General features: G+C 38.2%; 21 protein-coding genes. 9 read left to right on the top strand and 12 right to left on the bottom strand.

Annotated features, from left to right (window positions below):
- Window positions 1–33: 33 nt before the first annotated feature.
- Window positions 34–1524 (bottom strand): PQQ-binding-like beta-propeller repeat protein, encoded by a 1491-nt coding sequence (locus tag CA2015_RS04125; RefSeq protein WP_048640754.1) that lies wholly within the window; start codon window positions 1522–1524, stop codon window positions 34–36.
- A 469-nt stretch (window positions 1525–1993) separates the two neighbouring features.
- Here CA2015_RS04125 and CA2015_RS04120 point away from each other — a divergent pair, with 469 nt between their 5' ends.
- The 4 genes from CA2015_RS04120 (at window position 1994) to CA2015_RS04105 (ending at window position 9351) form a co-directional block, all read left to right on the top strand.
- A complete protein-coding gene (locus CA2015_RS04120; protein WP_053086644.1) occupies window positions 1994–5305 on the top strand; it encodes a VCBS repeat-containing protein in 3312 nt (1103 codons plus the stop codon).
- Between the two features lie 226 nt (window positions 5306–5531).
- Window positions 5532–6902: a TrpB-like pyridoxal phosphate-dependent enzyme gene (locus CA2015_RS04115; RefSeq protein WP_048640753.1), complete on the top strand. Its 1371-nt coding sequence runs from the start codon at window positions 5532–5534 to the stop codon at window positions 6900–6902.
- 19 nt (window positions 6903–6921) lie between these two features.
- On the top strand, window positions 6922–7851 hold the full coding sequence (locus CA2015_RS04110) for an amidohydrolase family protein (RefSeq protein ID WP_084011632.1): 930 nt from the start codon (window positions 6922–6924) through the stop codon (window positions 7849–7851).
- A gap of 78 nt (window positions 7852–7929) precedes the next feature.
- Window positions 7930–9351 carry a Gfo/Idh/MocA family protein gene (locus tag CA2015_RS04105; protein WP_048640751.1) on the top strand — a complete coding sequence of 474 codons (1422 nt, stop codon included), beginning with the start codon at window positions 7930–7932 and terminating at the stop codon, window positions 9349–9351.
- Between the two features lie 55 nt (window positions 9352–9406).
- On the opposite strand, the gene CA2015_RS04100 is transcribed toward CA2015_RS04105, so the two are convergent.
- The 3 genes from CA2015_RS04100 to CA2015_RS04090 are packed head-to-tail and all read right to left on the bottom strand — an operon-like array spanning window position 9407 to window position 12213.
- Window positions 9407–10447 carry a vWA domain-containing protein gene (locus CA2015_RS04100; protein ID WP_048640750.1) on the bottom strand — a complete coding sequence of 347 codons (1041 nt, stop codon included), beginning with the start codon at window positions 10445–10447 and terminating at the stop codon, window positions 9407–9409.
- Window positions 10440–11342, bottom strand: a complete 903-nt coding sequence (locus tag CA2015_RS04095) for a hypothetical protein (protein WP_048640749.1) — start codon at window positions 11340–11342, stop codon at window positions 10440–10442. The genes CA2015_RS04100 and CA2015_RS04095 overlap by 8 nt, the downstream gene beginning before the upstream one ends.
- Window positions 11335–12213, bottom strand: coding sequence for a DUF58 domain-containing protein (locus CA2015_RS04090; protein ID WP_048640748.1), 879 nt, complete (start codon window positions 12211–12213; stop codon window positions 11335–11337). The genes CA2015_RS04095 and CA2015_RS04090 overlap by 8 nt, the downstream gene beginning before the upstream one ends.
- Before the next feature lie 106 nt (window positions 12214–12319).
- Here CA2015_RS04090 and CA2015_RS04085 point away from each other — a divergent pair, with 106 nt between their 5' ends.
- Together CA2015_RS04085 and CA2015_RS04080 are read left to right on the top strand one after the other, a co-directional pair.
- Complete coding sequence (locus CA2015_RS04085) at window positions 12320–12670, top strand: DUF4296 domain-containing protein (RefSeq protein WP_048640747.1); 351 nt, start codon at window positions 12320–12322, stop codon at window positions 12668–12670.
- Window positions 12671–15064 (top strand): endonuclease MutS2, encoded by a 2394-nt coding sequence (locus CA2015_RS04080; protein WP_048640746.1) that lies wholly within the window; start codon window positions 12671–12673, stop codon window positions 15062–15064.
- A gap of 37 nt (window positions 15065–15101) precedes the next feature.
- On the opposite strand, the gene CA2015_RS04075 is transcribed toward CA2015_RS04080, so the two are convergent.
- The 7 genes from CA2015_RS04075 to CA2015_RS04045 are packed head-to-tail and all read right to left on the bottom strand — an operon-like array spanning window position 15102 to window position 21209.
- Window positions 15102–15527 (bottom strand): nuclear transport factor 2 family protein, encoded by a 426-nt coding sequence (locus tag CA2015_RS04075; RefSeq protein ID WP_048640745.1) that lies wholly within the window; start codon window positions 15525–15527, stop codon window positions 15102–15104.
- A 20-nt stretch (window positions 15528–15547) separates the two neighbouring features.
- A complete protein-coding gene (locus CA2015_RS04070; RefSeq protein WP_048640744.1) occupies window positions 15548–16027 on the bottom strand; it encodes a hypothetical protein in 480 nt (159 codons plus the stop codon).
- A 44-nt stretch (window positions 16028–16071) separates the two neighbouring features.
- On the bottom strand, window positions 16072–16707 hold the full coding sequence (locus tag CA2015_RS04065; protein ID WP_048640743.1) for an ABC transporter ATP-binding protein: 636 nt from the start codon (window positions 16705–16707) through the stop codon (window positions 16072–16074).
- A gap of 1 nt (window position 16708) precedes the next feature.
- On the bottom strand, window positions 16709–17488 hold the full coding sequence (gene lpxA / locus CA2015_RS04060; protein WP_048640742.1) for an acyl-ACP--UDP-N-acetylglucosamine O-acyltransferase: 780 nt from the start codon (window positions 17486–17488) through the stop codon (window positions 16709–16711).
- Window positions 17485–18879, bottom strand: coding sequence for a bifunctional UDP-3-O-[3-hydroxymyristoyl] N-acetylglucosamine deacetylase/3-hydroxyacyl-ACP dehydratase (locus CA2015_RS04055; protein ID WP_048640741.1), 1395 nt, complete (start codon window positions 18877–18879; stop codon window positions 17485–17487). The genes lpxA and CA2015_RS04055 overlap by 4 nt, the downstream gene beginning before the upstream one ends.
- A gap of 48 nt (window positions 18880–18927) precedes the next feature.
- Window positions 18928–19950, bottom strand: coding sequence for a UDP-3-O-(3-hydroxymyristoyl)glucosamine N-acyltransferase (gene lpxD, locus CA2015_RS04050; protein ID WP_048640740.1), 1023 nt, complete (start codon window positions 19948–19950; stop codon window positions 18928–18930).
- 17 nt (window positions 19951–19967) lie between these two features.
- On the bottom strand, window positions 19968–21209 hold the full coding sequence (locus CA2015_RS04045) for an HD domain-containing protein (RefSeq protein WP_205749801.1): 1242 nt from the start codon (window positions 21207–21209) through the stop codon (window positions 19968–19970).
- A gap of 52 nt (window positions 21210–21261) precedes the next feature.
- Between CA2015_RS04045 and porX the strand changes: the two genes are divergently transcribed.
- The 3 genes from porX to CA2015_RS04030 are packed head-to-tail and all read left to right on the top strand — an operon-like array spanning window position 21262 to window position 24468.
- A complete protein-coding gene (porX, locus tag CA2015_RS04040) occupies window positions 21262–22815 on the top strand; it encodes a T9SS response regulator signal transducer PorX (protein ID WP_048640739.1) in 1554 nt (517 codons plus the stop codon).
- A gap of 7 nt (window positions 22816–22822) precedes the next feature.
- Window positions 22823–23251, top strand: coding sequence for a tRNA (adenosine(37)-N6)-threonylcarbamoyltransferase complex ATPase subunit type 1 TsaE (gene tsaE, locus CA2015_RS04035; RefSeq protein WP_048640738.1), 429 nt, complete (start codon window positions 22823–22825; stop codon window positions 23249–23251).
- Window positions 23248–24468: an alanine dehydrogenase gene (locus CA2015_RS04030; protein WP_048640737.1), complete on the top strand. Its 1221-nt coding sequence runs from the start codon at window positions 23248–23250 to the stop codon at window positions 24466–24468. Before tsaE ends, CA2015_RS04030 begins: the two co-directional genes overlap by 4 nt.
- Window positions 24469–24490: 22 nt before the next feature.
- Here the strand turns inward: CA2015_RS04030 and CA2015_RS04025 are convergent, their stop codons facing one another.
- Window positions 24491–24955 carry a response regulator gene (locus CA2015_RS04025; RefSeq protein ID WP_048640736.1) on the bottom strand — a complete coding sequence of 155 codons (465 nt, stop codon included), beginning with the start codon at window positions 24953–24955 and terminating at the stop codon, window positions 24491–24493.
- Window positions 24956–25011 lie beyond the last annotated feature (56 nt).

Below are 25011 nucleotides of genomic sequence, written 5' to 3'. Positions count from 1 at the left end.
GTGTTTTGTAAAAGGCTGCCTTTCGGCAGCCTTTTATTTTTGGTATATCCCATTTCCGTCTGATCCCATTAAAGCCCCCCAAAGTGGTTTTTTTCTAACTTTTATTGGAAGATCGATTCTTTTAATCTTCATTCCCAAGAAGGATAATATATCTCCGTGACTAAAGTATTGGCAATGCACCAAATCAAGGTAGCCGTCATTGTCCATGTCTCCAATCCAAGGGGTTGAGAATACATTCTTAAAACTTTTTGTTTGATCCAAAATATAGGAGGTATCTGCTTTGAAATCCATTAACATCAACTTATTTTCGATTAAAAATGCCGTTTGATCGTCAATGGCTCGACTGCAATCGTATTCATTTATGCTAAATATCACCTCATCCTTACCATTATTGTTGAGGTCATAAGCAATGGGGGAGGAAAAGCCGGTACATCCCAATTCTGTTTGCTTTATAAGCTGCCCAGTCTTTCCATCTATTAATACCTGAACCAATCCCTTGTTTTCTGGCCATACTCCCTTACTAACAAAAGTGAATAGATCAGGTATGTCATCATCGGTAAATTGCCCCACAGCAAAGCTATTGCTACATTCGGTTTCAGGTATTTGAAGTTGCCATATTTTCTCGAGACTTTTTCCATTTATAGCCGTGATGGTACTTGCGTGAGATATACCTACATAATCCAGAACTTCATCATCATTAAGGTCAACAATGACGGGAGAGGAGATAAAACCATGATCATTTTCATTAACCAGTACTTTGGCCTCTGATAAATCGTTGTTCATTAGTTCACTCAGTTTTGCTAAATAGAGATTTCCGGAAAGTGTTTCCCCTCCACTCCCAAATAGAATATATTGCTCATCCTTTGCTTTCTGTTGGACAAACAAAGGAGATAAATAGGTTTCTGCACCATCAGGCATCGTGTCAGCGGCCAAAACCTCACCATTCAATGGGTTGATTACCATCAAAACCCCTGGGAACCTACCTTCAGTTTGACCCGGGCCAATTCTGGCATTGCCTCCATTACTAATAAGCAACTCAGCAATTCCATCTTTATTTTGATCGGGAATGGTTACACTGTTGTTGAAGTTGAACCTAGCGTATTGTAAAATTGGATGATTCATATGGGCTAAGGTGTCAAATTCCCAAATCAAATCTCCAGTCTTGCCATTCAAGGCCTTAAGATGAGGTCCTCGTCCACCAATAAATACATCAGTTGTTCCGTCTTTGGTTACGTCTAAAAATGTGGCCGAACCAAATACTTGGTCTTCTGTTTCTTGCGTCCATAAAATTTCACCGTCCAAACCATTAATAGCCAATATGCCAGCTTCAGTATATTCGTATTCATTTTTACCTGCTCCTATTACCAAATCCAAAACGCCATCCCCATTTAGGTCTGCTGATCTAGGGGAAGACTGTGAACCGATTACCGGGAAGCTGGACTCCCAAATCATTATGCTTTTCTCCTTTTTCTTACAAGCCAAAAAACTTACAAGCAAGAAAATACAAATGTGTGATTTTTTCATATACGCTAAATAATTTGATTTCCTTACCATTAAACATGTTCAAGTGAAGAGTCAGGAAATTCTAATCTTCCACCCTATTTTAAAGAGGAATAATTATAATGAAATTTTAAATGTTGAGCAAGCCAGAGTTGGAGCGGATTATTGGAAAACTTGACTTATGGGGGGAACCCCAATGGTTGAATTAATTTTTGACTGGCTAAACTTGAGAATATCGCTAATACGGGAGAGTAGATAGCTTATATTAAGCAAGTTTTTTTATCAAAACCTATAAAGTCATTTTACAGCGCTGGATTGAATTTTTTTGATTTTTACTAATAAATCGAGTCCTGAAGAATAAATCTATAAAAAGTCTATTTTCAACGTTTTAGAGTGCAATTTGTGCTATTGTGCGAACCCCATAAAAAATGTAGATTTACTACTGTTACCCCGCATTCAAATATAACCCAAAAAGTAGGGGGAAGATTGAATTATGAAAAACCATAATAAATATTTCGTTCTAGTATTGTTCCTTTACTTCATTCATTTTTGTGTGATAGCCCAAGGGTTTGAAAAGATTTCCAGTCGAAAATCTGGAGTGAAATTTCAAAACAAATTGGTAGAGAGTCAGCAAACCAATATTTTAACCTATGAGTATTTTTACAATGGTGGAGGTGTTGCCATAGGTGATATTAATAATGATGGTCTTGATGATTTGTTTTTCACAGGTAACATGACTTCTAATAAGCTTTATTTAAACCAAGGAGACTTTAAGTTCAAGGATATAGGAAAATCGTCTGGAACACTAGGTAAAGATGCGTGGACTACTGGAGCGACCATGGTTGATGTCAATGGGGATGGTTACCTTGATATTTATGTTTGTTATTCAGGAAAGGGTGATGCTTCTTCCAGAAAAAATGAATTGCTGATCAATCAAAAGGACAATACTTTTATAGATGAGGCTGAAAAATATGGTTTAGCCGACACTGCCAATAGTATTCAAGCTGCTTTTTTCGATTTTGATTTGGATGGAGATCTTGACATGTATTTGCTCAATCACAATACTCAGGTAATCAATGAAATAGATTTTGACGCGAAAAGAAAGGATAGGAATCCGCTTGCTGGAGATAAGTTTTTCAGAAATGACAATGGAGTATATATCGATGTAAGTGAAGAAGCAGGTATTATTGGGAATTCCATGGGCTTTGGTCTTGGAATAGCAATTGCAGATATTACTGGTAATGGCTATCCTGATATTCACATCTCAAATGATTATATAGAGCCGGATTATTTATATATAAACAATGGTGATGGCACATTTTCTGAAAAACTAACGGAGTATTTACAGCATATATCCTATTACTCTATGGGCTCTGATTTTAATGATGTTAACAATGATGGGCTTGTAGACCTTTTTACTTTGGACATGCTACCTGAGGATAATGAACGCCAAAAATTACTGTATGGGCCGGAAAATTATGAGCAATATGCCTTAATGGTAATGAAAGGCTTTTATCATCAAAATATGCGAAACATGCTGCACATCAACCAAGGTACTGGGATGTTTAGCGAAATAGGACAGCTATCTGGAATGTCAAATACCGATTGGAGTTGGGCTGCTTTTTTTACGGATTTTGACAATGATGGCTGGAAAGATCTTTTTGTTAGTAATGGCTATTATAGAGATTATACCAATAGGGATTTTTTAAAGTACAAAGGGGATTATTATTTCAGTAAAGCCCGAGCAAAAGAAAAAGCCGATACACTCCATTTGGTTACCAGCATGAGTTCCACTCCGATTCATGATTATGTTTTTAGAAATGAAAATGGGGCAATCTTTAAAGATGTGTCCGAGGATTGGGGCTTTGAAGAACCAAATTTCTCTAATGGTGCAGCTTATTCTGACCTTAACAGGGATGGATCTTTAGATTTGGTAGTCAATCATTTGAATGACTTTGCGGGGATTTACGCCAATGTTTTAGCTCCTGAGGAAAATGAAGGCAATTACCTCCAATTAAAGTTGAATGGGGAGGGGAGTAATACCAGTGGTATTGGAGCTAAAATAAATGTCTATATCGGAGAGCAGCAGCAATATTTTGAACAGCAACCCACTAGAGGCTTTCAATCCTCTGTAAGTCATATTTTGCACATAGGGCTTGGTGCAGCTGATAATATTGACTCTCTTAAAATTACATGGCCTGGAGGAAAACAACAATGGATCAGAAATATTGCGAGTAATCAATTGCTGCAGTTAGATGAGCGCAAGGCTTTAGATAAAGAGGCTAAACCTGAGAATATTAACTCCTCTATTTTTACCAAAATTGTGTCACCTATACCCTTTAAGCATGTGGAAGCAGGGTACAATGATTTTAAGCGGCAACCTCTATTGTCTCACATGTTGTCACCAAGTGGGCCTGTAATTGCAGTGGGGGATGTGAATAATAATGGATACTCTGATGTCTTTATCGGAGGTACTTCAGAGACACAAGGTAAATTGTATTTTCAGGTTTCCACCGGACAATTTTTGGAATCCCAAGGCCTGGATTTGTCAGACATGAAGGGCAGTGCCACTACAGATGCCGTGTTTTTTGATGCGAATGGTGATGGTAAACAGGATTTGTATATCGTAAATGGGGGGTACCATGACTTTGAAAGAGATTCCCCGGAATTAAAGGACCGATTGTATATCAATCAAGGTGGAGGAAACTTTAATTATAAAGCCAATGCATTACCAAATGTTTTGAGCAGTAACAGTGTAGCTAAACCATTTGACCTTGATAATGATGGGGATTTGGACCTTTTTATTGGGGGAAGAGCTGTCCCTGGTCAATATCCTAAACCGGCTTCGTCTTTTATTTTCATCAACGATGGAAATGGAAAGTTTGAAGACCATACTGAAAAATTTTTCCCTGAAATATCAACTTTAGGGATGGTTACGGATGCCTCCTGGATAGATGTAAACCAGGATGGTTGGCAGGATTTGGTAGTCATTGGAGACTGGATGCCTATTAGTGTATTTGTAAATCAAGAAGGAAAATCATTTATTGGGCAGACGGCTGAATATTTTGACAAACCCTTGGTAGGGAAATGGTCAAAATTGGAAGCAGGAGACTTTGATAAGGATGGGGATATAGATTTTATTGTAGGGAATTTTGGTACCAATAGTCAGTTGAAAGCTACTGATCAAGGGCCATTGACACTGGTTTATGCTGATTTTGATGGCAATGGTTCTGTAGATCCAATTTTAAACTATTATTATAAGGGAGCGCTTGTTCCTTTTATGAGTAGGGATGAATTGTTGGATCAAATGTATGGAATGCGCAGCAAATTCACTGATTACGCTTCATTTTCAAAAGCCAAGCTTGAGGATTTATTTAGCAAAGAGGCTCTTAAACAAGCAAATAAATTGGAGATCAATGAGCTAAAAACAATTTACCTAGAGAACAAAGGCAATAAGTTCCTTAGGCATGAATTGCCTGTTGAGGCGCAATATGCGCCTGTTTTTACCATTAGTGTGATGGATATTGATGGGGATGGGAACTTGGATTTTATCCTTGGAGGAAACCAGAACACCACTCGGCTTAGATTGGGGATGATTGACGCCAATTTTGGTCAGGTCTACCTTGGAGATGGCAAGGGTGAATTTTCAACAGTGGATCCAAGGAAAACTGGACTGGCGTTTCTAGGAGATGTAAAAAACACAGCCATAATAGATTTATCGCATCTCAAAATATTATTAGTTGGGATTAACAATCAAGGAATAGAGGCTTATGTGCTCAATAGCAGTTTGAAGAAAAAACCTTAGACCTGAAAATATAGGTAGGTTTTATGGTTATTTACGCGACCGGGTGAGATCAAAAAAACAATTGCCTATTTGGTGAAGGATCGTTCCCACTTCTGATTTAACGTGAAAATAGCGGTAGATAGGTTGGTTTTAAAGCGATAACATCGCATATTAGAAAATACTTTGCCTATTTAGGGTTTAGAAAGCTTGTCAAGTTAAAATCAGTCACCTTTTATTAATTTATTAAATGAAAAACCGAAAAATTAACTTAGAAGAAAGGGAAATACCAGAAAACTGGTACAATATCATTGCGGATATGCCTAACAAGCCATTGCCGCCATTAAATCCAGGAACCATGGAACCACTTGGGCCTGAAGCTTTGGCTCCTTTGTTTCCAGAGGCCTTGATCAAACAAGAGATGACCACTGATAAGTGGGTCTCGATTCCTGATGAAGTTAGAAATATGTATTCCATATGGAGGCCTACTCCAATGTACAGGGCTTATGGTCTGGAAAAAGCTTTAGATACACCTGCAAAGATTTATTATAAATATGAAGGAGTCAGTCCTTCGGGTTCTCATAAGCCAAATACGGCTATTCCCCAAGCTTATTACAATAAACAAGAAGGGGTAAAAAGAATAACCACGGAAACAGGTGCAGGTCAATGGGGTAGTGCTTTGAGCTTTGCTTGCCAGCATTTCGGGATTGAATGTGATGTTTATATGGTTAGACTTTCCTATAATGACAAGCCTTATAGGAAAATGATGATGAATACCTGGGGTGCTAATGTCTACCCATCTCCATCAGACAGAACCGAAGCCGGGAGAAGAATTCTGGCAGAGCATCCAGATTCTCCAGGTAGTCTTGGTATTGCTATTTCGGAGGCAGTGGAAATGGCTGCAACCAGGGAGGATACAAAATACGCTCTGGGAAGTGTCCTTAACCATGTGAAGTTGCACCAAACTATTATTGGACTAGAGGCCATCAAGCAGTTGGAAAAAGCAGGTAGTGATATGCCGGATGTTGTAATTGCTCCATTTGGTGGAGGATCAAACTTCGCGGGGCTTTCTTTTCCGTTTTTAAGATTAAACTTAGAGGGGGGTAAAAATATACGTTGTATAGCGAGTGAGCCCTCATCTTGCCCTAAACTTACTCGAGGAGTGTTTAGATATGACTTTGGAGATACAGCAGGTATGACACCATTATTGCCAATGTATACACTTGGACATGATTTCATCCCAGCCCCTATTCATGCAGGAGGACTTCGATACCACGGTGCAGGCGTGATTGTAAGTCAATTGCTAAAAGATAAGCTGATTGAAGCCCAGGCGCATGACAACCTGGAAATATTTGAAGCAGGTGTACTTTTTGCAAGGTCGGAAGGTATTATTCCAGCTCCTGAAGCCAATCACGGTATTGCCACAGCTATCAAAGAGGCCAAAAAGTGCAAGGAAGAAGGTGTTTCCAAAACCATCTTATTTAATCTTTGTGGACATGGGAATTTTGACATGAAGGCCTATGATGATTATTTCTCTGGTAAAATTAAAAGTCATGAACTTAGTCAGGAAGAGATAGATAAATCCATTGCAAAATTAAATACTCCCGAAATCCCTGCTTAAGGGAAGTGGAATTCACTAGATGGATAGGAGAACATTTATGAAAAAGGGAGGCTTAGCCTGTAGCGCATTGGCACTGCAGGATAGTGCTCCTTTTTTAGATTTACAGCACTTAGATAAGGATAAAATCCCTTTGATAGATACCCATCTTCACTTATGGGATTTAGGTCATTTGGATTACCCCTGGTTGAAAAATCCTGAAAATCCCCTATCTCGGAATTTCTTAATAGCAGATTATCACGAGGCAACTGCAGGATTGCCAATAGAGAAAATGGTATTTGTAGAATGTGGACGCGCACCAAACCAATACTTACAGGAGGTAGATTGGGTGCTGGGAATTCAAGAAAGAGACAAGAGAATTGCAGGAATGGTAGCCTATTTCCCTTTAGAAAAAGGAGCTTCTGGTCTGAGGGAAATGGAGGCTTTGGCCGAAAGAAAAATTGTAAAAGGTATTCGCAAAGCTTTTATGCCTAATCATAAGGCATTTTTAGAAGGGGTGAAATTGCTTAGTAGGTTTGGATGGTCTTATGATCTCAATATTCGTACAAAGGACCTTCCAGCTGCATATGAGTTTGCCAAAGCTCACCCTGATCAAATTATAGTTTTGGATCATATTGCAAATCCTGATATTGGAAACAATGAATGGCAAGACTGGAGGAAAGGCATCTCAGCCTTTTCTAAATTGGAAAATGTGTCCTGTAAAATTTCAGGAATGCTAACCAAAACAAATCCCTCAGAGGAAAGTATAGATCAAATGAAACCCTATTTTGAAACTGTTTTAGATGTATTTGGTATGGATAGAGTACTCTTTGGGGGAGATTGGCCGGTTTTATTAAGGGCTGCAAGTTACCAAAAATGGGTACATGACTTTTATGAAATGGCCCATGCCCTGACACCAAATGAAAAGCAAAAACTATATCACCACAATGCCAAACAAAAGTATAAGCTCTAAGGGGTTGAACTTTAATTAATATCCAAAAAGGAAATTATAGATAGTTTTTTTATATTTATTTAATCAAAAAAATTAACGATGCTTGAAAAACCAAATAATAATAAAACTCCTGATTCAAGGAGGGATTTCATTAAAAGTTCTTCCTTAGCAGCAGCGGGATTTTTTATTGTCCCAAGGTTTGTGTTAGGAGGTAAAGGACATGTGGCGCCAAGTGACAAGGTAAATGTTGGAATGATAGGGGTAGGGGGCAAAGGAAGGCAAAATGCCCAAGACTTGATGAAGTTAGATGATGTACAAATTACAGCTATAGCTGATCCTGCTGAATACTGGGACTTGGCTAATTTTTACTACAAGTCCATTGCAGGTAGACATCCAGTAAAACGAATGGTGGAAGACCATTATGAAGATAAAACCGAGAATTTTAAGGTAAATGAATATCTGGATTTTCGTGAAATGCTTGAGAAGGAAAAAGGCTTGGATGCAATTTGTTGTTCTACACCAGACAATACCCATGCTGTTATTACTTATGCTTCTATGAAGTCTGGAAAGCATGTCTATTGCGAAAAACCACTTACACATAATATATGGGAAGCCCGGATGATCAAAGACCTTACTAAGGAGACTGGTTTAGCTACTCAAATGGGAAATGTGGGACACAGCACTGATGGTATTCGACAGACAGTAGAATACCTAAGAGCAGGTGTCATAGGAGAAGTAAAAGAAACTCACTCTTGGGTACCCGCCTCAAGGTGGATAGATGAAATGCAAGCAGTACCTACAACCAATACCCAAAAACCTCATGGTTTTGACTGGGATCTTTGGCTTGGACCTTCTGCAAATAGACCTTTTCATGAATGGTATACTCCTGTAACATGGAGAGATTTTTGGGATTTTGGTTGCGGTGCTTTGGGGGATTTCGGATGCCACGATATGGATGCTGCTACTTGGGCGTTTGAACTTGGGCACCCGGATACCATTGAAGTTTTTCCTGCGGGATTCAGCAATGAAAACATCGCTCCATATGGTGAAATAGGCTACTATAACTTCCCGGACAATAATACTGGTAAACCTATACAGCTAACATGGTATTCCGGAGGGCTCAAACCACAGTTGCACCAATATTTACCAGAAGGCTACAAGTGGCCTTCCAGAGCTACATTATTCGTTGGAGATAAAGGAATAATTGTGAATGGTGGAGATCGTGTACCTCATGTTTTCCCAGAGAGCTTGGCAGCTAATATGAAAAAACCTAAGGAGGTAATCCCTAGATCAAAAGGTCACTTTAGAGATTGGGTGAACGCAATTAAGGGTGGTCCTGCGGCGAGTTCTAACTTTGAATACGGGGCTCACTTGACAGAAATCACCTTATTAGGGGTGCTTTCCCTTAGGATGAAAGGACAGAAAATCAATTGGGATGCTAAGAACCTCAAAGCAACTGGAATAGGAGAAGTTGATCAATACATTAAAGAACCAGTAAGAACTGGCTGGGAGATGAGTTGATAACCCACTCTTCAATAAAAAAACCGACTTAGTAATAAGTCGGTTTTTTATTGTTTTAATCCAAGAGGAAGTTATTGAAAAACGTACTTTTTAAAGCCATCCAAACAAAGAAAAAGAGTATGCCCCAAATGAGGTAAGGTCTATAGTAATCCATTGTTTCCTTGTACCTGGATTCTATAATTTCAGCTTTTTCTAATTCATCTATTCGCTTAAATATATTTTCTAGGGCTTTGTCATCAGAAGCTCTAAAGAATTCAGCTTTTGTGATTCTGGCTATATTTCTTAATGTTTCCTCATTGAGGTAACTTTCGATCATTTGTGGCCGCCCAAAAAAATCAGTTCCATAGGGTACCATTCCGTCTTTACCGACAGCAATGGTATAGATCTTAACATCCATAGCTTCGGCTAACTGAGCGGCAAAAACTGGATCAACATTACCGGCGTTATTGTCACCATCACTAAGCAATACCATTACTTTGGATTTGGCTTCAGATTCTCTCATTCTGTTGATACCTGTAGATACCGCGCTGCCAATGGCCGTACCCTTGGCATCCATCATATTAAAAGTAATACTGTTGACCAAATCTGTCAGAAGTTCGTAATCTGTAGTAAGAGGAGCTAGGGAGAATGCTTCACCGGAGAATATTACCATTCCAATTCTGTCAGCAATCCTACCATTGATAAAATCTATAGCCGTTTCTTTGGCAGCTTCCAATCTATTGGGAGTGAAGTCCTGTAAATCCATGGATTCGGATATATCCATTACCAACATGATATCAATACCTTCAGTATACTGTTCTACTTTTTCATTAGTGCGCTGAGGTCTAGCAAGTGCAATCACCACCATCCACAACGCGAGAAGAAAGAAAAACGATGGAATGAGGCGCAGGTAGGTCCAAGGATTGTTGGAAGCAACAATTTTAGGAAGAGATAGTTCTAATACTGGCTTTTTCAGCAGTTTTATAAACTTTCTGATTAATAACACTATTGGAATGATCCATATTAAATGGAGCAAGGAATAGTTTTCCCACTCAAAACTTCGGAGGGTTTCTGGTGTAAACCAACTCCAAGAGAAAAAGGAAGAGACATCAGTCATGATTGTAAATTTTTTCTATTTTTTCTTCCAATAGACCTTCTGATATTTTTAATAAATTATCACAGGCTTCCCGAATATTATCATCTACCCGATTGGCATATATAATCAGTTCGATTTTTCTAAAATCTTTTATTATTTCAGGTTTGTTCAGGTGGATGGAAATTTCAGTGGAGGTCCACTCCTTATAGGGCAGTCCCGTTAAATTCTCCAAATAATTTTTCCACAAACCTAATAATTCATCAGCTTTCTTAATGTCCGGTTGCTGAACAAGGTCATTCATTGAGTTATCCCAATTGGAGATGAATTTGCGCCATTTTTTTCTTTCTCTATAGGCTTTCCAGCGATTGAATACTCCCTTACCAAATATGACGAAAGCAAGTACTAGTAAGATTACCAGAATCGAGACGCCAATGATTAAATAAGGGTAATTGAATGCCTGAGGAATATTTAAATAGCTATTGTTCTCTTCAAAGGCCAACTCCTCGGGTATCTCATCAATGGTAAGGGTAAGCGCCAGGTTAGCAGCTGGAGGGAAGTGGCTGATGCTGTCATAATTCAATACTTCATATACAGGCATTCGAAAAGCTTGCACGGAATCCAATGAAAAATTAGATATCCAATAAACAGCACTGTCTAAACTAATACTGTCCTCCGAATAGGAAGAAAATATTTGTTTGTCCAAATACTCAAAGTTGCCAAAGTCATAGGTTGAGTCTGGAAATATTACAGGCAAATCACTTGGGTAGCGTGATTTTAAAACATAGCCTACCCTTTCACCTAATTTTGCAGAATCCTGCAAAAAATATCCCTCTACTACAACATCCTGGGCTTGAGCCATAGGAATAGATGAGATAAGAAAGATAACTAAATAACATAGTTTTACTATTCTATCCACGTTTCATGGTTTTATTTCTCAACTTAAATAATTCCATCAAAGGTAGGACGATGTCTTGATCTGTGGCTATCTGTAGGTAATTGATCTGATTTTTTTTGCAAAAATCTTTAAGTTGCACCCTGTCAGAAGTAAATGAGGTGGCGATTTTTTTCGAAAATCCACCAAATGCAGTATTTACCCAGGTGGTTTTACCCTCTTCTTTATCAAAAACAGGTATAATCCCTAGGGATGGTAAAGCAGATTCTATTGGGTCTGTCATTTGTAATACCACTAAATCATGTTTGAATGCCAGGGCTTTTAAAGGTCTTTCGTAACCTTCATCAATAAAGTCAGAAATGACGAAAAGAATTGATCTTTTCTTAATGAGGTTAAGACAAAATGTAAACATACCATTAAGGTCTGTCTTTTTTGATTTGTTGTCTTTGCTAAAGATCCCTTTTATAACCTTCACCGCCTGTCGAGTTCCTTTTCCCGGAAGGATGATACTTTCTTTTTGATCTGAATAACCTATTAGTCCTACCTGTGAACCGTCATGTATGGATGCCAAAGTCAATACACCGGCAATTTCTTTTCCAAGGTCGATTTTTTTACGCACTTTACTGCCAATATCTTGAGATCCGCTTACGTCCAAAAGGAAGTAGACGCTTTGATCTTTGTCCTCTTTAAACGTTTTAACAAAAGTGCCATGACCTTTTGCAGAAACTTTCCATTCTATGGTTCTTACATCGTCACCATACTGATAGGGGCGAAGATCATCGAACTCCAGCCCAGCACCTTTGAAAATAGACTGGTGATCCCCCTGAAGGTGACTATTAGCCACTTTTCTGAGTAGGATTTCATATTTTCTTAGCTTTTTTAACAGTTGGTTCATCTTTATTTTTTAATCAGAGGCCTAATTTAGCAGTCTCATTCGAATAATAAAACGACTTAGCCTTTACTTATTGCCAATTTTAAAAGGAATTAGGTAATTTTGGAATGTGAAACACCTATATATAGCTTTTGCTTTTCTTTTCGGGACGATCTCTTGTCATGAAAATGATGGATCAGACAACATCTTGTCAGAAGATGATATGGTCAATATCCTTGTGGATATACATCTGACAGAGGGGTTTGTGCAGTCTCTCTCCATTCCATATGACTCTACTAAAATCCTTTATCCGATTTTAGAAAGACGCATTTTTGAAAAACATGGTATTCCTGACTCAGTTTACATTAAAAGTCTGGAATATTATTTGAGAGATGCTACCAAAATGGAATATTTATATGAACGGGCAATTGATTCATTGTCAGTTAAAGAAAAAGAAGCACAGCAAAACCTACAACCATAAATGAAATTGTATCCTGATAATTTGGAGGAAAAGATTGACTTTGATAAGATCAAAGATTTAATTAGACAAGAATGCACAGGTGTTCTGGGTGCTGACTTTGTTAAAAAAATAGCTTTTTCTAAGGATCGACGATTACTCAGTAGATTGCTCACGCAGACTGAGGAATTCAGACAGATTTTAGTCTCGGGAGATCCTTTTCCTAGCAATAACTATATTAATATCTACCCTTACCTCAATAAAGCCAAGATTGAGGGGACTTTTCTTTTTGAAGAGGACTTTCATGAAATTCGTCTTGGGCTCAAAACCCTTGCGGGATGTGTACTTTTTTTTAAGAAAAATGCAGAAGAATATCCTCAACTGCATCAGCTACTTGGGATGGTAGAGGAGGATATACTATTGGAGTTTAGTATAAATAAGGTACTTGATGACAAAGGAAAAATAAAGGACAATGCCTCCAAGGAGTTAAACATTGTCAGAACCCAGCTTGCTTACGAAGAGAATAGAATTCGCAAGGTTTTGGATAGTATCTATAGGTCTGCAAAATCGCAAGGGTTTACTCCTGAAGATGCCTCTATTACTATTCGGGGAGGCCGAATGGTGATCCCTGTACTGGCGGAGTATAAAAGGCGCATTAAGGGGTTTATCCATGATGAGTCTGCAACTGGACAAACGGTATACCTTGAGCCAGCAGAAGTTTTGGATATCAATAATGATATCAAGGACCTCTTGTACATGGAACGAAGAGAAGTTCAGAAGATTCTCACAAAGCTAACGGATGAACTTAGAGAATACATTCCAACCCTGAGAAGGGCCTTTTATTTTCTTGGAATGATTGATTTCATTAGAGCCAAAGCCAAGTTTGCCATTAAAATTAATGGGATTAATCCGGAAATGGTTAAGGAGAGGGAGATGTCTTGGATAAAAGCTAGGCATCCATTGCTGGAAATGTCCCTGAAACAGCAACAAAAAGAGATTGTGCCGGTTACCATCAAGCTGGATCCAAATAACCGTGTTTTGGTTATTTCAGGCCCCAATGCAGGTGGTAAATCAGTCACACTTAAAACAGTTGCACTTGTTCAGTTCATGTACCAGTGTGGTTTGCTTGTTCCAATGGAACCCAAATCTAAATGTGCTATTTTTGATCAATTTTTTATAGACATAGGGGATGAACAAAATATAGAAAATGATCTAAGTACTTACAGTTCACACTTGATGAACATGAAGCACTTTACCTTTTATGCCAATAAGAAAACCTTGTTCTTTATTGACGAATTTGGGACAGGAACTGAACCTCAGTTTGGAGGAGCGATAGCAGAAGCCATTTTGATTGCATTGAATAAGTCTGGTGCTTTTGGATTGGTGACCACTCACTACGGTAACCTAAAGCAATTGGCCTCAAAAAGTCAGGGCATGGTAAATGGAGCAATGAGGTTTGATGTAGATCGGCTTGAACCGTTATATGAACTGGAAATAGGAAAGCCGGGAAGTTCTTTTGCCTTTGAAATTGCAGGGAAAATAGGTATTCCCAAAGAGATCGTTCTTCATGCCAAAGCCCAGATTGGAGAGACGCGTGTGAGGTATGACAAGTTGCTTTTGAAAGTGGAGAGTGAGAAAAGTAAATACGAAAACCTTATGGCTGAGGTGGAGCGTAAAGATAGATTGCTGGCGATTAAACTTAGGGAATACAATTCGTTGAAAGCAACCCTGGACAGTCAACAAAAGGTCATTTTAAATGAAGCAAAAGCGCAAGCCAAGGTATTACTAGATGATACCAATAGGAAAATAGAGAATACGATACGATCGATTAAAGAGTCTCAAGCCAATAAGGAAGCGACCAAACAAATAAGGAAGGAACTGGATGAGCATAAAGAGGCCATAAAGCCAGAGAAGAAGCCAGTTGAGCGCAAAGAAACCATCAAGGTGGTTGGTGGCACCATAACAGCAGGAGATCAGGTTAGGATCAAGGACAATGGCGCCTTGGCTGAGGTGTTGGAGATTAAAGGAAAGCAAGCTTCCGTTACCATTGGGGATCTCAAATCTACAGTGAAGTTAAATCGATTGGAAAAAATATCAAATACTTCTCTTAAAAAGGAAAAGAAAGCAATAGCGAAAAGAATAAGCTATGATACCTCTTCTAAAATGGCAAATTTTTCACCTAACCTGGATATCAGGGGTAAACGAGGGGAAGAGGTTTTTATGTTGGTTCAGAATTTCATTGATGATGCATTTATGCTAGGCATCAATGATGTAAAAGTAATCCACGGTAAAGGGGATGGTATTCTTAGAGAGCTTACCAGGAATCTCCTTAGAGAATCATCTTCAGTAGCCGGGTTTTCGGATGAACATGCAGATAGAGGAGGTTCAGGGGTAACATTGGTGCAGTTTAAAGATTAAAAGCACCTTTTATTGCTACCCCTCAGCCTCAGCTAAATTATCTTTTGTATGCTTGGCGGGCAAGTAAAATCCAGGATTTTCCTTTCTTATGCCATACAGTTAATACACCAAGATTCACAGGTGCTGGACCACTGCCTTTGTTGAGTGTTTTTCCAATTAAAAAATGCCTTACTAAAGCAATTTTACCAGTAATATTTACTGTTTGATTTTCTATATTAATTTCAGTAAAATTGGAATTCCCGGAACTAAGTGCTTCAATGAATTCACTTTGATTTTCCAGAAGACCATTGGAGTGGCCATAGGATAAATTTGCATCTGTGATTTTTTTTAGGCGGGAAGCATCGCCTGCCACCATTGCATCCACCAATTCAGAAACGGCCTTTTCTACTGCTACTATTTGTTTTTCCTGAGCCATTAATGCTGTTGAGCTAAGGAAACATAGGATAAAGAGATATTTATACATATTTAATTGGGTTTGTTAGTTTAATTTAAAATTGTCAAATCAATAACATAAAAGCCTGCTAAGGCATTTACTCTCGCGTTTTGAGGAGCAGGAACTACAAACTCCAAACGCAATTTGTCTTGGTTTACGGTAAAAGAAATCTCCTTGTTTGATGCTGGTTGTATGCCTGAAAGGATGATTTTGTCGTAGTTACCTCCTGAAAATGCCCAGTTTCCATTCGTGTCAAAAAGCAGATTACTGTTTTTTGCAGTGTAGGTTTTCCCAGCATTGTTAGCAATAAAGCGAATTTCAAATCCATCGAAGTCGTTGGTTACAATTATACCATCTTTAGAAATTGAACCTCCGTTGTCCAATGACCAAGTTTGACTACCACTTGCACCAGCCAATTTTTCAATTGCGATTTCTTCAGCTGATTTTTTTGGATCTTCAGGGTCAGTTCCTGTACAAGCTGTGAAAGCAAAAAAAATAAAAATCAAATAATACTTCAAAACCGTTCTCATATCTCTTGTCCTTAAAAAGTAAAATTAATCATTTCCCGATTTTATCAAAGGGTTCGCTTTAGTTTATAATCCTCAATTGAAATAATATTTTCGCAAAAATCAAATTCTCTTTTATCATTTGAAGCAATAAGTACGCATTTCTCGCTACAATATTTTTGCATCAAATCTCTGTACCAGTTTATTCCTCTTTCATCGAGGTTAGAGGTTGGTTCGTCTAATAGCAGTAATGGTGCGTCAGAGAAAAAACAAATCCCCAATTTTAACCGTTGTTTCATTCCAGAAGAAAAATAACTTAAGGGTTTATTAAGGGAGTTCTCAAGGTACATTATTTCTATTAGTTGAGGGATGTCTATCCCCTTAATTAAGTTTTTGAACCTGAAGTGAAAATTTAAAAATTCCTTTAATGACAACTCTTCTGGGAACTCCAGATAAGGTGCACTAATGGTAAGGTGCTTGTAAATATCTTCTTCTAAGATGTTTTTATTAAATTGAGTGAAGCTCAATTTTCCTTCAGTAAGGGGCATTTGGGAAGACAAACATTTCAATAATGTAGATTTTCCCGAACCATTACTTCCGATAATGGCCGTTTTTTTACCAACAGTGATGTCAAGATTTAGATTTCTGAAGATCCACTCACGCTGAAATTTCTTTCCCCCTCCCTCCAGTTTTACTGATAACATACTATTGAATGTATCCTTTCATTACACCTCTTTCAGAGGAACGAATAAAATTGACTATTTCATCCCGTTCTTTTGTGGCAGGAAGGTTGATTTCTATCTCTTCTAAAGCCCTGCTATTGTTCCAACTGTTTAAAAAGAGGAATCGGTAAACTTCTTGAATTTCACTGATGGTTTTGCTTTCGAACCCTCTTCGTCTCAATCCCAGTGAATTAACCCCCGCGTAACTCAAAGGTTCCCGCGCGGCTTTAGTAAATGGTGGTACATCTTTTCTTACCAGAGATCCACCAGAGATCATGCTATGCATGCCAATCTTAACAAACTGATGTATGGCACTGCTACCTCCTACAAAGGCCCAGTCGTCGATGGTGACATGTCCTGCCACTTGAACCGAGTTTGCAATAATTACACGATTTTGGATTAGACAGTCATGTGCTATGTGTACATAGGCCATTAACAAACAGTTTTCACCAATTTTGGTGGTTTGCTTATCGGCTGTTCCTCTATTAATTGTGACAAACTCCCTAATAGTGGTATTGTCTCCAATTTCTACCAGAGATGATTCACCACTAAATTTCAAGTCCTGAGGGATAGCAGAGATCACTGCACCAGGGAAGATCCTACAATTCTTACCTATTCTGGCTCCAGGGTAGATGGTTACGTTAGAGCCAATCCATGTGCCATCTCCAATTTCTACATCGGGATGTACAGACGAGAAAGCTTCTATTGAAACATTTTCTCCTAAACGGGCCTTTTCACTTATTTCGGATAGTTTACTGATCATGCGTCTTTTCTTACAATGCTGGCAGTCATAATGGCTTCACAAACCAAGGCATTACCTACAAAGGCCTCCCCCTTCATTTTAGCTATACCTCTACGGATTGGATTTAATAATTCACACTTGAAAATCAATGTATCACCGGGTAGAACCATTTTCCTGAACTTACAATTTTCAATGCTTAGGAAATAAGTCCAATAATTTTCAGGATCTTCAACAGTACTCAAAACGAGAATACCTCCTGTTTGGGCCATGGCCTCTACCTGTAGAACGCCAGGCATCACAGGATTATTAGGAAAATGTCCCATAAAAAAAGGTTCGTTGATGGTCACGTTTTTAACGCCTGCCACCACTTTATCATCGAGATAAATGACCTTGTCTAATAGTTGGAATGGATACCTATGTGGTAGAATATTGCTTATTTGATTGATATCCAGTACCGGAGGGGATTTGGGATCATAATAAGGGATATGCATAGGGCCTGCTTTTTCCATCGCACGCTTTATTTTCTTCGCAAAGGCAACATTGGCAGCATGTCCAGGTCTGGCAGCTAATATTTGTGCTTTGAGTGGTCGCCCTACTAATGCAAGATCACCGATCACATCCAAAAGTTTATGTCTGGCTGGCTCATTTTTATACCTTAATTCCACATTGTTGAGTATGCCCTCTTTCTTGACCTCTACCTTTTGTTTGTTAAACATTTTAGCAAGATTGGCAAGTTCAGCCTCCTCTACTATTCGGTCTACCACTACAATGGCATTGTTGAGGTCACCCCCTTGAATCAGGTTGTTTTTATAGAGCATTTCTAGTTCATGTAAAAAGCAAAATGTTCTACATGATGCGATTTCATGGCGAAATTGGCTGATATCAGTAATTGAAGCGTGCTGACTGCCCAATACAGGAGAGTTATAATCAACCATTACTGTTACCCTAAAATCGTCCAATGGCAATGCGGCCATCTCTACTTCTCGGGCACTATCTTTATAATGGATGCTTTCCGGAACTTCAAAAAACCTTCTTAAGGCATTTTGTTCTTCTAGGCCGGCATCTTCTAGTATGTTAATAAATTGAATGCTACTTCCATCCAAAATTGGAGGCTCAGGGCCATTCAGCTGAATAAGAACATTGTCTATTTCCATCCCTACAAGTGCTGCCAAAACATGCTCAACAGTAAATACCCTTGCACCGCCTTGTTCCAATGTGGTTCCTCGAGAAACGTCAACAACATTGTCCACATCCGCATCAATGATAGGCTGTCCTTCCAGATCCATCCTTTGGAATTTATATCCATGGTTAGGGCTGGCTGGTAAAAAGGTCATGTTAGCTACAATTCCTGTGTGTAAACCTACACCGTTCAGGGTAACTTGTTTTTTTATGGTATGCTGTTTTACTTTCATTAAAATAAATAACTATTTACTTGAGGTGGACCAATTCAGACTGCGAATTTATTGTTTTTTTTCCAGCTCTCTTAATTTGTCCTGAAGTAAAGGCAGTTTTTTGAAAATGGAATAAGATTTTAGGAAAGCTTTTACATCAAAACCTATAAAACCAAATAAAGTGGTTCCTGGTTCAGTTATTGATTTCATTACTCCTGTGTTGCCTCCCACTGTTGTGTTATTAGCAAGTTCTATATGTCCTACAATAGATGATTTACCTGCGAGGACACAGTTTTTTCCAATAATAGTGGATCCAGCAACACCTGCTTGCGCAGCAATGACTGTGTTTTCTCCAATTGTCACATTGTGTGCAATTTGAACATGATTGTCAATCTTCGCTCCCTTCTTTATAATAGTGGAACCTAAAGTTGCACAATCTACTGTGGAATTTGCGCCAATGCTAATATTGTCTTCTAAGACTACATTTCCTAACTGAGGGACATTACTGTATGTGCCATCTGCTTGAGGCGTAAAGCCAAAGCCATCAGCGCCTAAGATTGTTCCAGCGTGAATTTCACAGTTATTCCCAATCTTAGTTTGGGCATATATTTTAACCCCTGAATGAAAAACACAGTCGTTGCCTATTGTGACATTGTCACCGATATATACTTGCGGATAAATCTTAACATTGTCGCCAATGATACAGTTTTTCCCTACATAGGAAAATGCTCCTAGGTAATATTTTTCACCTATTACACTGTTTTCACCAAAAAAACTCGGTTCTTCTACTCCTTGAGGGTTGGGTTTGGTGAGTTCTGAATAACTTTCCAGTAACTTAGAAAAAGCAGTGTAAGGATCCTTTACCCTGACCAAGGTCGTCGAATAAGATTTTTGTGGTACAAAGTCTTCTGAAACGATAATTGCTGAGCAATTAGTAGTGTAAAGGTGTTTCTCGTATTTTAAATTAGAAAGAAAACCAATGCTGCCAGGTTTCCCTTCTTGGATCTTTTCTAAGGTGTGGATAAGCTGCGAACCATCACCTTCTACAGTTCCATCTAAAAGTTGAGCAATATGATCAATGGTAAATTCCATTAGGTATAAATTAATTTTTACCGTAAAGTTAAATTTTTAGCATGACAAGCATAGTATTTTTTAACAATTTTACTCATTGCTTTTATATTTGGTAAATCTGCAGCCGATGCTACGTCCAATACTTCCCCCTTTTTTGTTAGAATTAAAATTTTATTTTCAGTCAAATAGCCATAGTTGCTGATTTCTCCCTCAGAGAAAAAATAACTTAAATTTTCGTCAGAAACCATTAATTTTTTTTGAACTTTCAATTTTAAAGTTGTCGTTTCCTTAACATCCAAAGGCTGATTGCTAAGGTGGATTTTAAATAAATTTCTAGTCAAAAACATTTTGGAAATTTGACTTAGTACCAAATCGTCTATGTCCTTCCAAAGTTTTATTGCACCCCATACGTCTAAATCATCGAGCTGAGCAAAATCATCCAGCCAAGCAGGTGTTCCGGTACTAGTGTCTTTGGTTAAGTTCTTTGTTAAAAAACCCAAGAATTCAATGGATCCTGGAAGTTGAAAACCTGAACTTCCAAGATGCTTGGCTCTTAAAATCAGGTTAATTAGCATTTTTTCTGCGCAAACAGTTGTCTTGTGTAAATAGACCTGCCAATACATAAGTCTTCTAGCATTCAGAAAATTCTCAATGCTGTAAATGCCTTTTTCTTCGATCACCACTTCATCATTGATGATGGTCATCATTTTAATGATCCTGTCAGCACCGATAGTACCTTCAGATACTCCTGTAAAAAAACAATCTCTTTGTAAATAATCTAGTCGATCAATATCCAATTGACTAGAGACGAGTTGGTGAAAGAATTTTCTTTCGTAACTTCCAACAAAAATTTTTCTAGCCAGTGAAAGCTGGCCATGAAATTGCTTATTTAATTCGTCAAAAAAGAGCAGTGACAATGTTTCATGGTGCTGGCCTTTTAGTAATATTGATTCTAGAGCATGGGAAAAGGGGCCATGACCGATGTCATGGAGAAGAATAGCAAGTAAAGCAGCTTCGTATTCAATGTCTGAAATTTCAATTCCCTTATTTCGAAGTTGGTCTAAAGTGATGCTCATAAGGTGCATCGCTCCAATGGCATGATGAAACCTAGTATGCAAGGCTCCAGGATATACCATATCTGTCAAACCAAGCTGCTTGATTCTACGTAACCTTTGAAAGTAAGGATGGTCAATGACTGCAAAAATCAGCTCACTTGGAATGTTAATAAACCCGTATACCGGGTCATTTATGATTTTATAACTTTTCAATGTCCTGTTCATAAAGGCAACTTGCCAAAAGTAATTAAAGTAAAAAAGAATTAAACCAATTGATATGCAAAATTTCAAAATATTATGGGCAGACGATGAGATCGATCTCTTAAAACCTCATATTTTATTTCTACAACAAAAAGGTTATGACATTGTTACTGTGAACAGTGGACTTGATGCTGTAGAAAAAGTGGAGGAGGATAATTTTGATGTGATATTTTTAGATGAGATGATGCCGGGCATGACTGGCCTTGAAACCCTACAGCAAATCAAAAGCCTAAAACCACAAATTCCTGTGGTAATGATCACCAAGAGTGAGGAAGAGCATATCATGGATGATGCCATTGGTGGTAAGATTGCTGATTACCTGATTAAGCCCATTAATCCCAATCAAATTTTGCTTTCTGTCAAGAAAATTCTACAGAACAAACAGCTGATAAGTGAGAAGACCAACCTTTCCTATCAGCAGGATTTCAGAAATATAAGTATGGCTTATAATGATGCTATAGATCATGAAGAATGGGCTGATATCTATAAAAAACTTACTTATTGGGAGCTGGAGATAGATGAAACGGAAAACAAAAGCATGCAAGAAGTGCTTGAAACACAAAAAGTGGAAGCCAATGCTAATTTTGCTCGTTTTATAAAAGAAAATTATTTGGATTGGTTAAACGTTCCTAATGTCAGTAAACCTGTATTGTCTCATCAGGTGATGAAAAAGCATGTTTTCCCAAAATTGAATAAAGACAAACCATTGTTTTTTATTGTGATTGACAATTTAAGATTGGATCAATGGGAAATGATAGAAAACCAGTTGAGGGATTATTTCTTGGTAAAGGAAAATGGAACCTATTATAGTATTTTGCCAACCACCACAGCCTTTTCAAGAAATGCATTGTTTAGTGGAATGATGCCGCTTGAGATGGCGAAATCTCACCCTGACCTATGGGAGGGAGAAGATACTGACGAAGGTAAAAACAACCATGAAGAGGAGTTTTTAAAAGTAAACCTTAAAAAGAACAGGCTCTCTATTCGTTCTAGCTACAATAAAATTTTGCAGACCAACCAAGGTAAGGCAGTATTAGAGCAGTTTCCCAATCTCATGAAAAATGAGTTAAATGTATTGGTTTACAATTTTGTGGACATGATGTCACATGCCAGGACTGATATGAAAATGATCAGAGAGTTGGCCCCTGATGAATCCGCCTATCGTTCTCTAACCATAAGCTGGTTTCTGCACAGTTCTTTATTTGAACTATTCAAGAAAATAAGTGCTGCAGGTGCGGAGGTGATTGTGACTACGGATCATGGTACCAAACGCGTGAATAAACCTTATAAAATCATAGGAGATCGAAACGTTACTACCAATTTGAGGTATAAACAAGGAAAAAACCTTAATTTTGAATCGGGAAAAGTCTTTGAGATCAGCAACCCAGATGAAGCCAGGCTTCCTCGTTTGAATATTTCTTCCAGTTATGTATTTGCTGTAGAAGATTATTTCTTTGCCTATCCAAATAATTACAACTACTACGTAAATTATTATAGGGATACCTTTCAACATGGTGGAGTATCATTGGAAGAAATGATCATCCCTATCGTACATTTGCAGCCAAAATGATTTTCAATTGAAGCGAATACACTGCGATCATATTAGTGAGATTTCTACTACTGCAGAAACAATCATAGACTTGTGCAGGGAATTGAAAGTTTGGGTTTTTCAGGGAGCTATGGGAGCGGGTAAAACCACCCTCATAAAAGCAATCTGTGAAAAACTCAATATTCAGGAATCTGTAAGTAGTCCTACATTTTCTATAGTCAATGAATATACTGATGAGCAGGGAGAGCCTGTTTATCATTTTGATTTTTACAGGATAGAAGACCCTGAAGAAGCATTGAATATAGGAGTTGAAGAATATTTTTCCAGTGGAAATTATTGTTTCATTGAATGGGCAGAAAAAATACCAATGTTTTTGCCGGATAAATTTGCCCTAATTACTATTGAAAGTGATCAGGATGAGAAAAGAACTATCGCTATTAAAACCATCAACCAATGATAGGTAAAACAGGTTTTACCGAAATTGCCGAAGAGCCTCTAGTGTACACTCAGGAATCCATGGACCGATTGAAAAAGAAAGGTCCTCCGATTTTGATTGGGATTCCCAAAGAAACTGCAGATCAAGAAAAGCGAGTGGTTCTAACACCTGAAGCAGTAGCTTTATTGGTGAACAATGGGCAGCGGGTAATCGTAGAAGCCAATGCTGGTAAGTTATCCAAGTTTTCTGACAAGGATTATTCTGATGCGGGAGCTAAGGTGGTGTATACCAGTGAAGAGGCTTTTGATGCTGAGGTGGTGCTGAAGGTTGAGCCACCTTCTGAAGAAGAGATAGGTTATATGCGCCAAGGTTCTTGTTTGATTTCTGCTCTGCAACTAGGTAAGCAGAAGGCTGCTTTTATTCAGCAATTGAATAAGAGGAAAATTACAGCAGTGGCTTTTGAAAACCTGGAAGACAAGGTGGGAGGCATGCCTGTAGTCAGGGCAATGAGTGAAATAGCCGGTAGTACAGTAATGCTCGTTGCAGCAGAATACCTGAACAGTGTGAATGATGGTAAAGGTCTGATTTTAGGAGGGATTACCGGAGTTCCACCTACTCAGGTTGTAATAATTGGTGCAGGAACTGTAGCAGAATATGCTGCACGAACAGCTTTAGGTCTAGGTGCCAATATTAAGATTTTTGACAATCAAATTTATAAATTAAGAAGAATTAAGCAAGTTCTTGGGCAGCAAGTATTTACCTCAACCATCGATAATTTTGTGTTGGGCCAGGCATTAAAAGAGTCGGATGTGGTTATTGGAGCATTGAGGGCGGAGAAAGGCAGGTCTAAAATAGTTGTGTTTGAGGAGATGGTTTCCCAAATGATGGAAGGTAGCGTCATTATAGATGTAAGCATTGATCAAGGCGGGTGCATAGAAACAGCCGAGATGACCAGTCACAATCAACCCGTGTATAAAAAGCATGGGGTCATCCATTATTGTGTGCCAAATATCGCGTCAAGAGTTTCAAGAACGGCCTCCTATTCTCTAAGTAATATTTTCACACCTATTCTGCTACAAATGGCGGATATAGGAGGCCCTGAGGAAATGGTATTTAACTACAAATGGTTTATGAAAGGTGTCTATACTTATAGAGGTAGCCTTACAAATGCACACTTGGCCCGTAAATTTCAGATGGCACACAAAGAACTGCAGCTATTGCTGGCTGCTAGATATTAAAGACACCGACAATTAAGTGGATTTAAGAAAGTAGATTTTGCCTTAAGAGAAATTCCAATTGATCGTTTGCTTTAAGCAAGCTATCGGTTAGTTGTTTATTTTCTTTTCTAAGCGAAAAAACCTCAAAAGCATTTTTTACTACAGTTCTTAGATAGTCTTCTTCCCAGGGTTTTGTTAGATAATGATATACCTTCCCTTTATTAATAGCGTCTATTACTGCCTGTATATCAGTGTAGCCAGTTAAAAGAATACGCATAGGGTCAGGATGCATAGGAATAATTGATTCTAAAAAGTCTACCCCGTTTTCTTTGGGCATTCTTTGATCAGTAATGATAATATCAATGTCTTCCTGAAGCAAAATGTCCCTACCTTCATCAGCAGAGTCTGCTAAAAAAATTTTGTAATCTCTTCTAAAAGTGGCCTTAAACGCTTTCAAGTTATTGACCTCATCATCCACATAGAGGATTCTGATCTTATATTTTTCCATACCTTAAATTTCGAAATACCACGATAAATTCCAAAAAATCGAAAACTGAATTTTAA

Source organism: Cyclobacterium amurskyense (assembly GCF_001050135.1).
Lineage (GTDB): Bacteria > Bacteroidota > Bacteroidia > Cytophagales > Cyclobacteriaceae > Cyclobacterium > Cyclobacterium amurskyense.
This window is presented reverse-complemented; position numbering and strand designations above follow the sequence as displayed.

Coding starts and splice junctions, on each gene's coding strand:
- CA2015_RS04090 (WP_048640748.1), bottom strand. CDS start 12,213: ATGAACCAACTGTTAAAAAAGCTAAGAAAATATGAAATCCTACTCAGA.
- CA2015_RS04120 (WP_053086644.1), top strand. CDS start 1,994: ATGAAAAACCATAATAAATATTTCGTTCTAGTATTGTTCCTTTACTTC.
- porX (WP_048640739.1), top strand. CDS start 21,262: ATGCAAAATTTCAAAATATTATGGGCAGACGATGAGATCGATCTCTTA.
- CA2015_RS04105 (WP_048640751.1), top strand. CDS start 7,930: ATGCTTGAAAAACCAAATAATAATAAAACTCCTGATTCAAGGAGGGAT.
- CA2015_RS04070 (WP_048640744.1), bottom strand. CDS start 16,027: ATGAGAACGGTTTTGAAGTATTATTTGATTTTTATTTTTTTTGCTTTC.
- CA2015_RS04055 (WP_048640741.1), bottom strand. CDS start 18,879: ATGAAAGTAAAACAGCATACCATAAAAAAACAAGTTACCCTGAACGGT.
- CA2015_RS04025 (WP_048640736.1), bottom strand. CDS start 24,955: ATGGAAAAATATAAGATCAGAATCCTCTATGTGGATGATGAGGTCAAT.
- lpxA (WP_048640742.1), bottom strand. CDS start 17,488: ATGATCAGTAAACTATCCGAAATAAGTGAAAAGGCCCGTTTAGGAGAA.
- CA2015_RS04080 (WP_048640746.1), top strand. CDS start 12,671: ATGAAATTGTATCCTGATAATTTGGAGGAAAAGATTGACTTTGATAAG.
- CA2015_RS04125 (WP_048640754.1), bottom strand. CDS start 1,524: ATGAAAAAATCACACATTTGTATTTTCTTGCTTGTAAGTTTTTTGGCT.
- CA2015_RS04100 (WP_048640750.1), bottom strand. CDS start 10,447: ATGACTGATGTCTCTTCCTTTTTCTCTTGGAGTTGGTTTACACCAGAA.
- CA2015_RS04065 (WP_048640743.1), bottom strand. CDS start 16,707: ATGTTATCAGTAAAACTGGAGGGAGGGGGAAAGAAATTTCAGCGTGAG.
- CA2015_RS04110 (WP_084011632.1), top strand. CDS start 6,922: ATGGATAGGAGAACATTTATGAAAAAGGGAGGCTTAGCCTGTAGCGCA.
- CA2015_RS04075 (WP_048640745.1), bottom strand. CDS start 15,527: ATGTATAAATATCTCTTTATCCTATGTTTCCTTAGCTCAACAGCATTA.
- CA2015_RS04030 (WP_048640737.1), top strand. CDS start 23,248: ATGATAGGTAAAACAGGTTTTACCGAAATTGCCGAAGAGCCTCTAGTG.
- CA2015_RS04115 (WP_048640753.1), top strand. CDS start 5,532: ATGAAAAACCGAAAAATTAACTTAGAAGAAAGGGAAATACCAGAAAAC.
- lpxD (WP_048640740.1), bottom strand. CDS start 19,950: ATGGAATTTACCATTGATCATATTGCTCAACTTTTAGATGGAACTGTA.
- CA2015_RS04045 (WP_205749801.1), bottom strand. CDS start 21,209: ATGAACAGGACATTGAAAAGTTATAAAATCATAAATGACCCGGTATAC.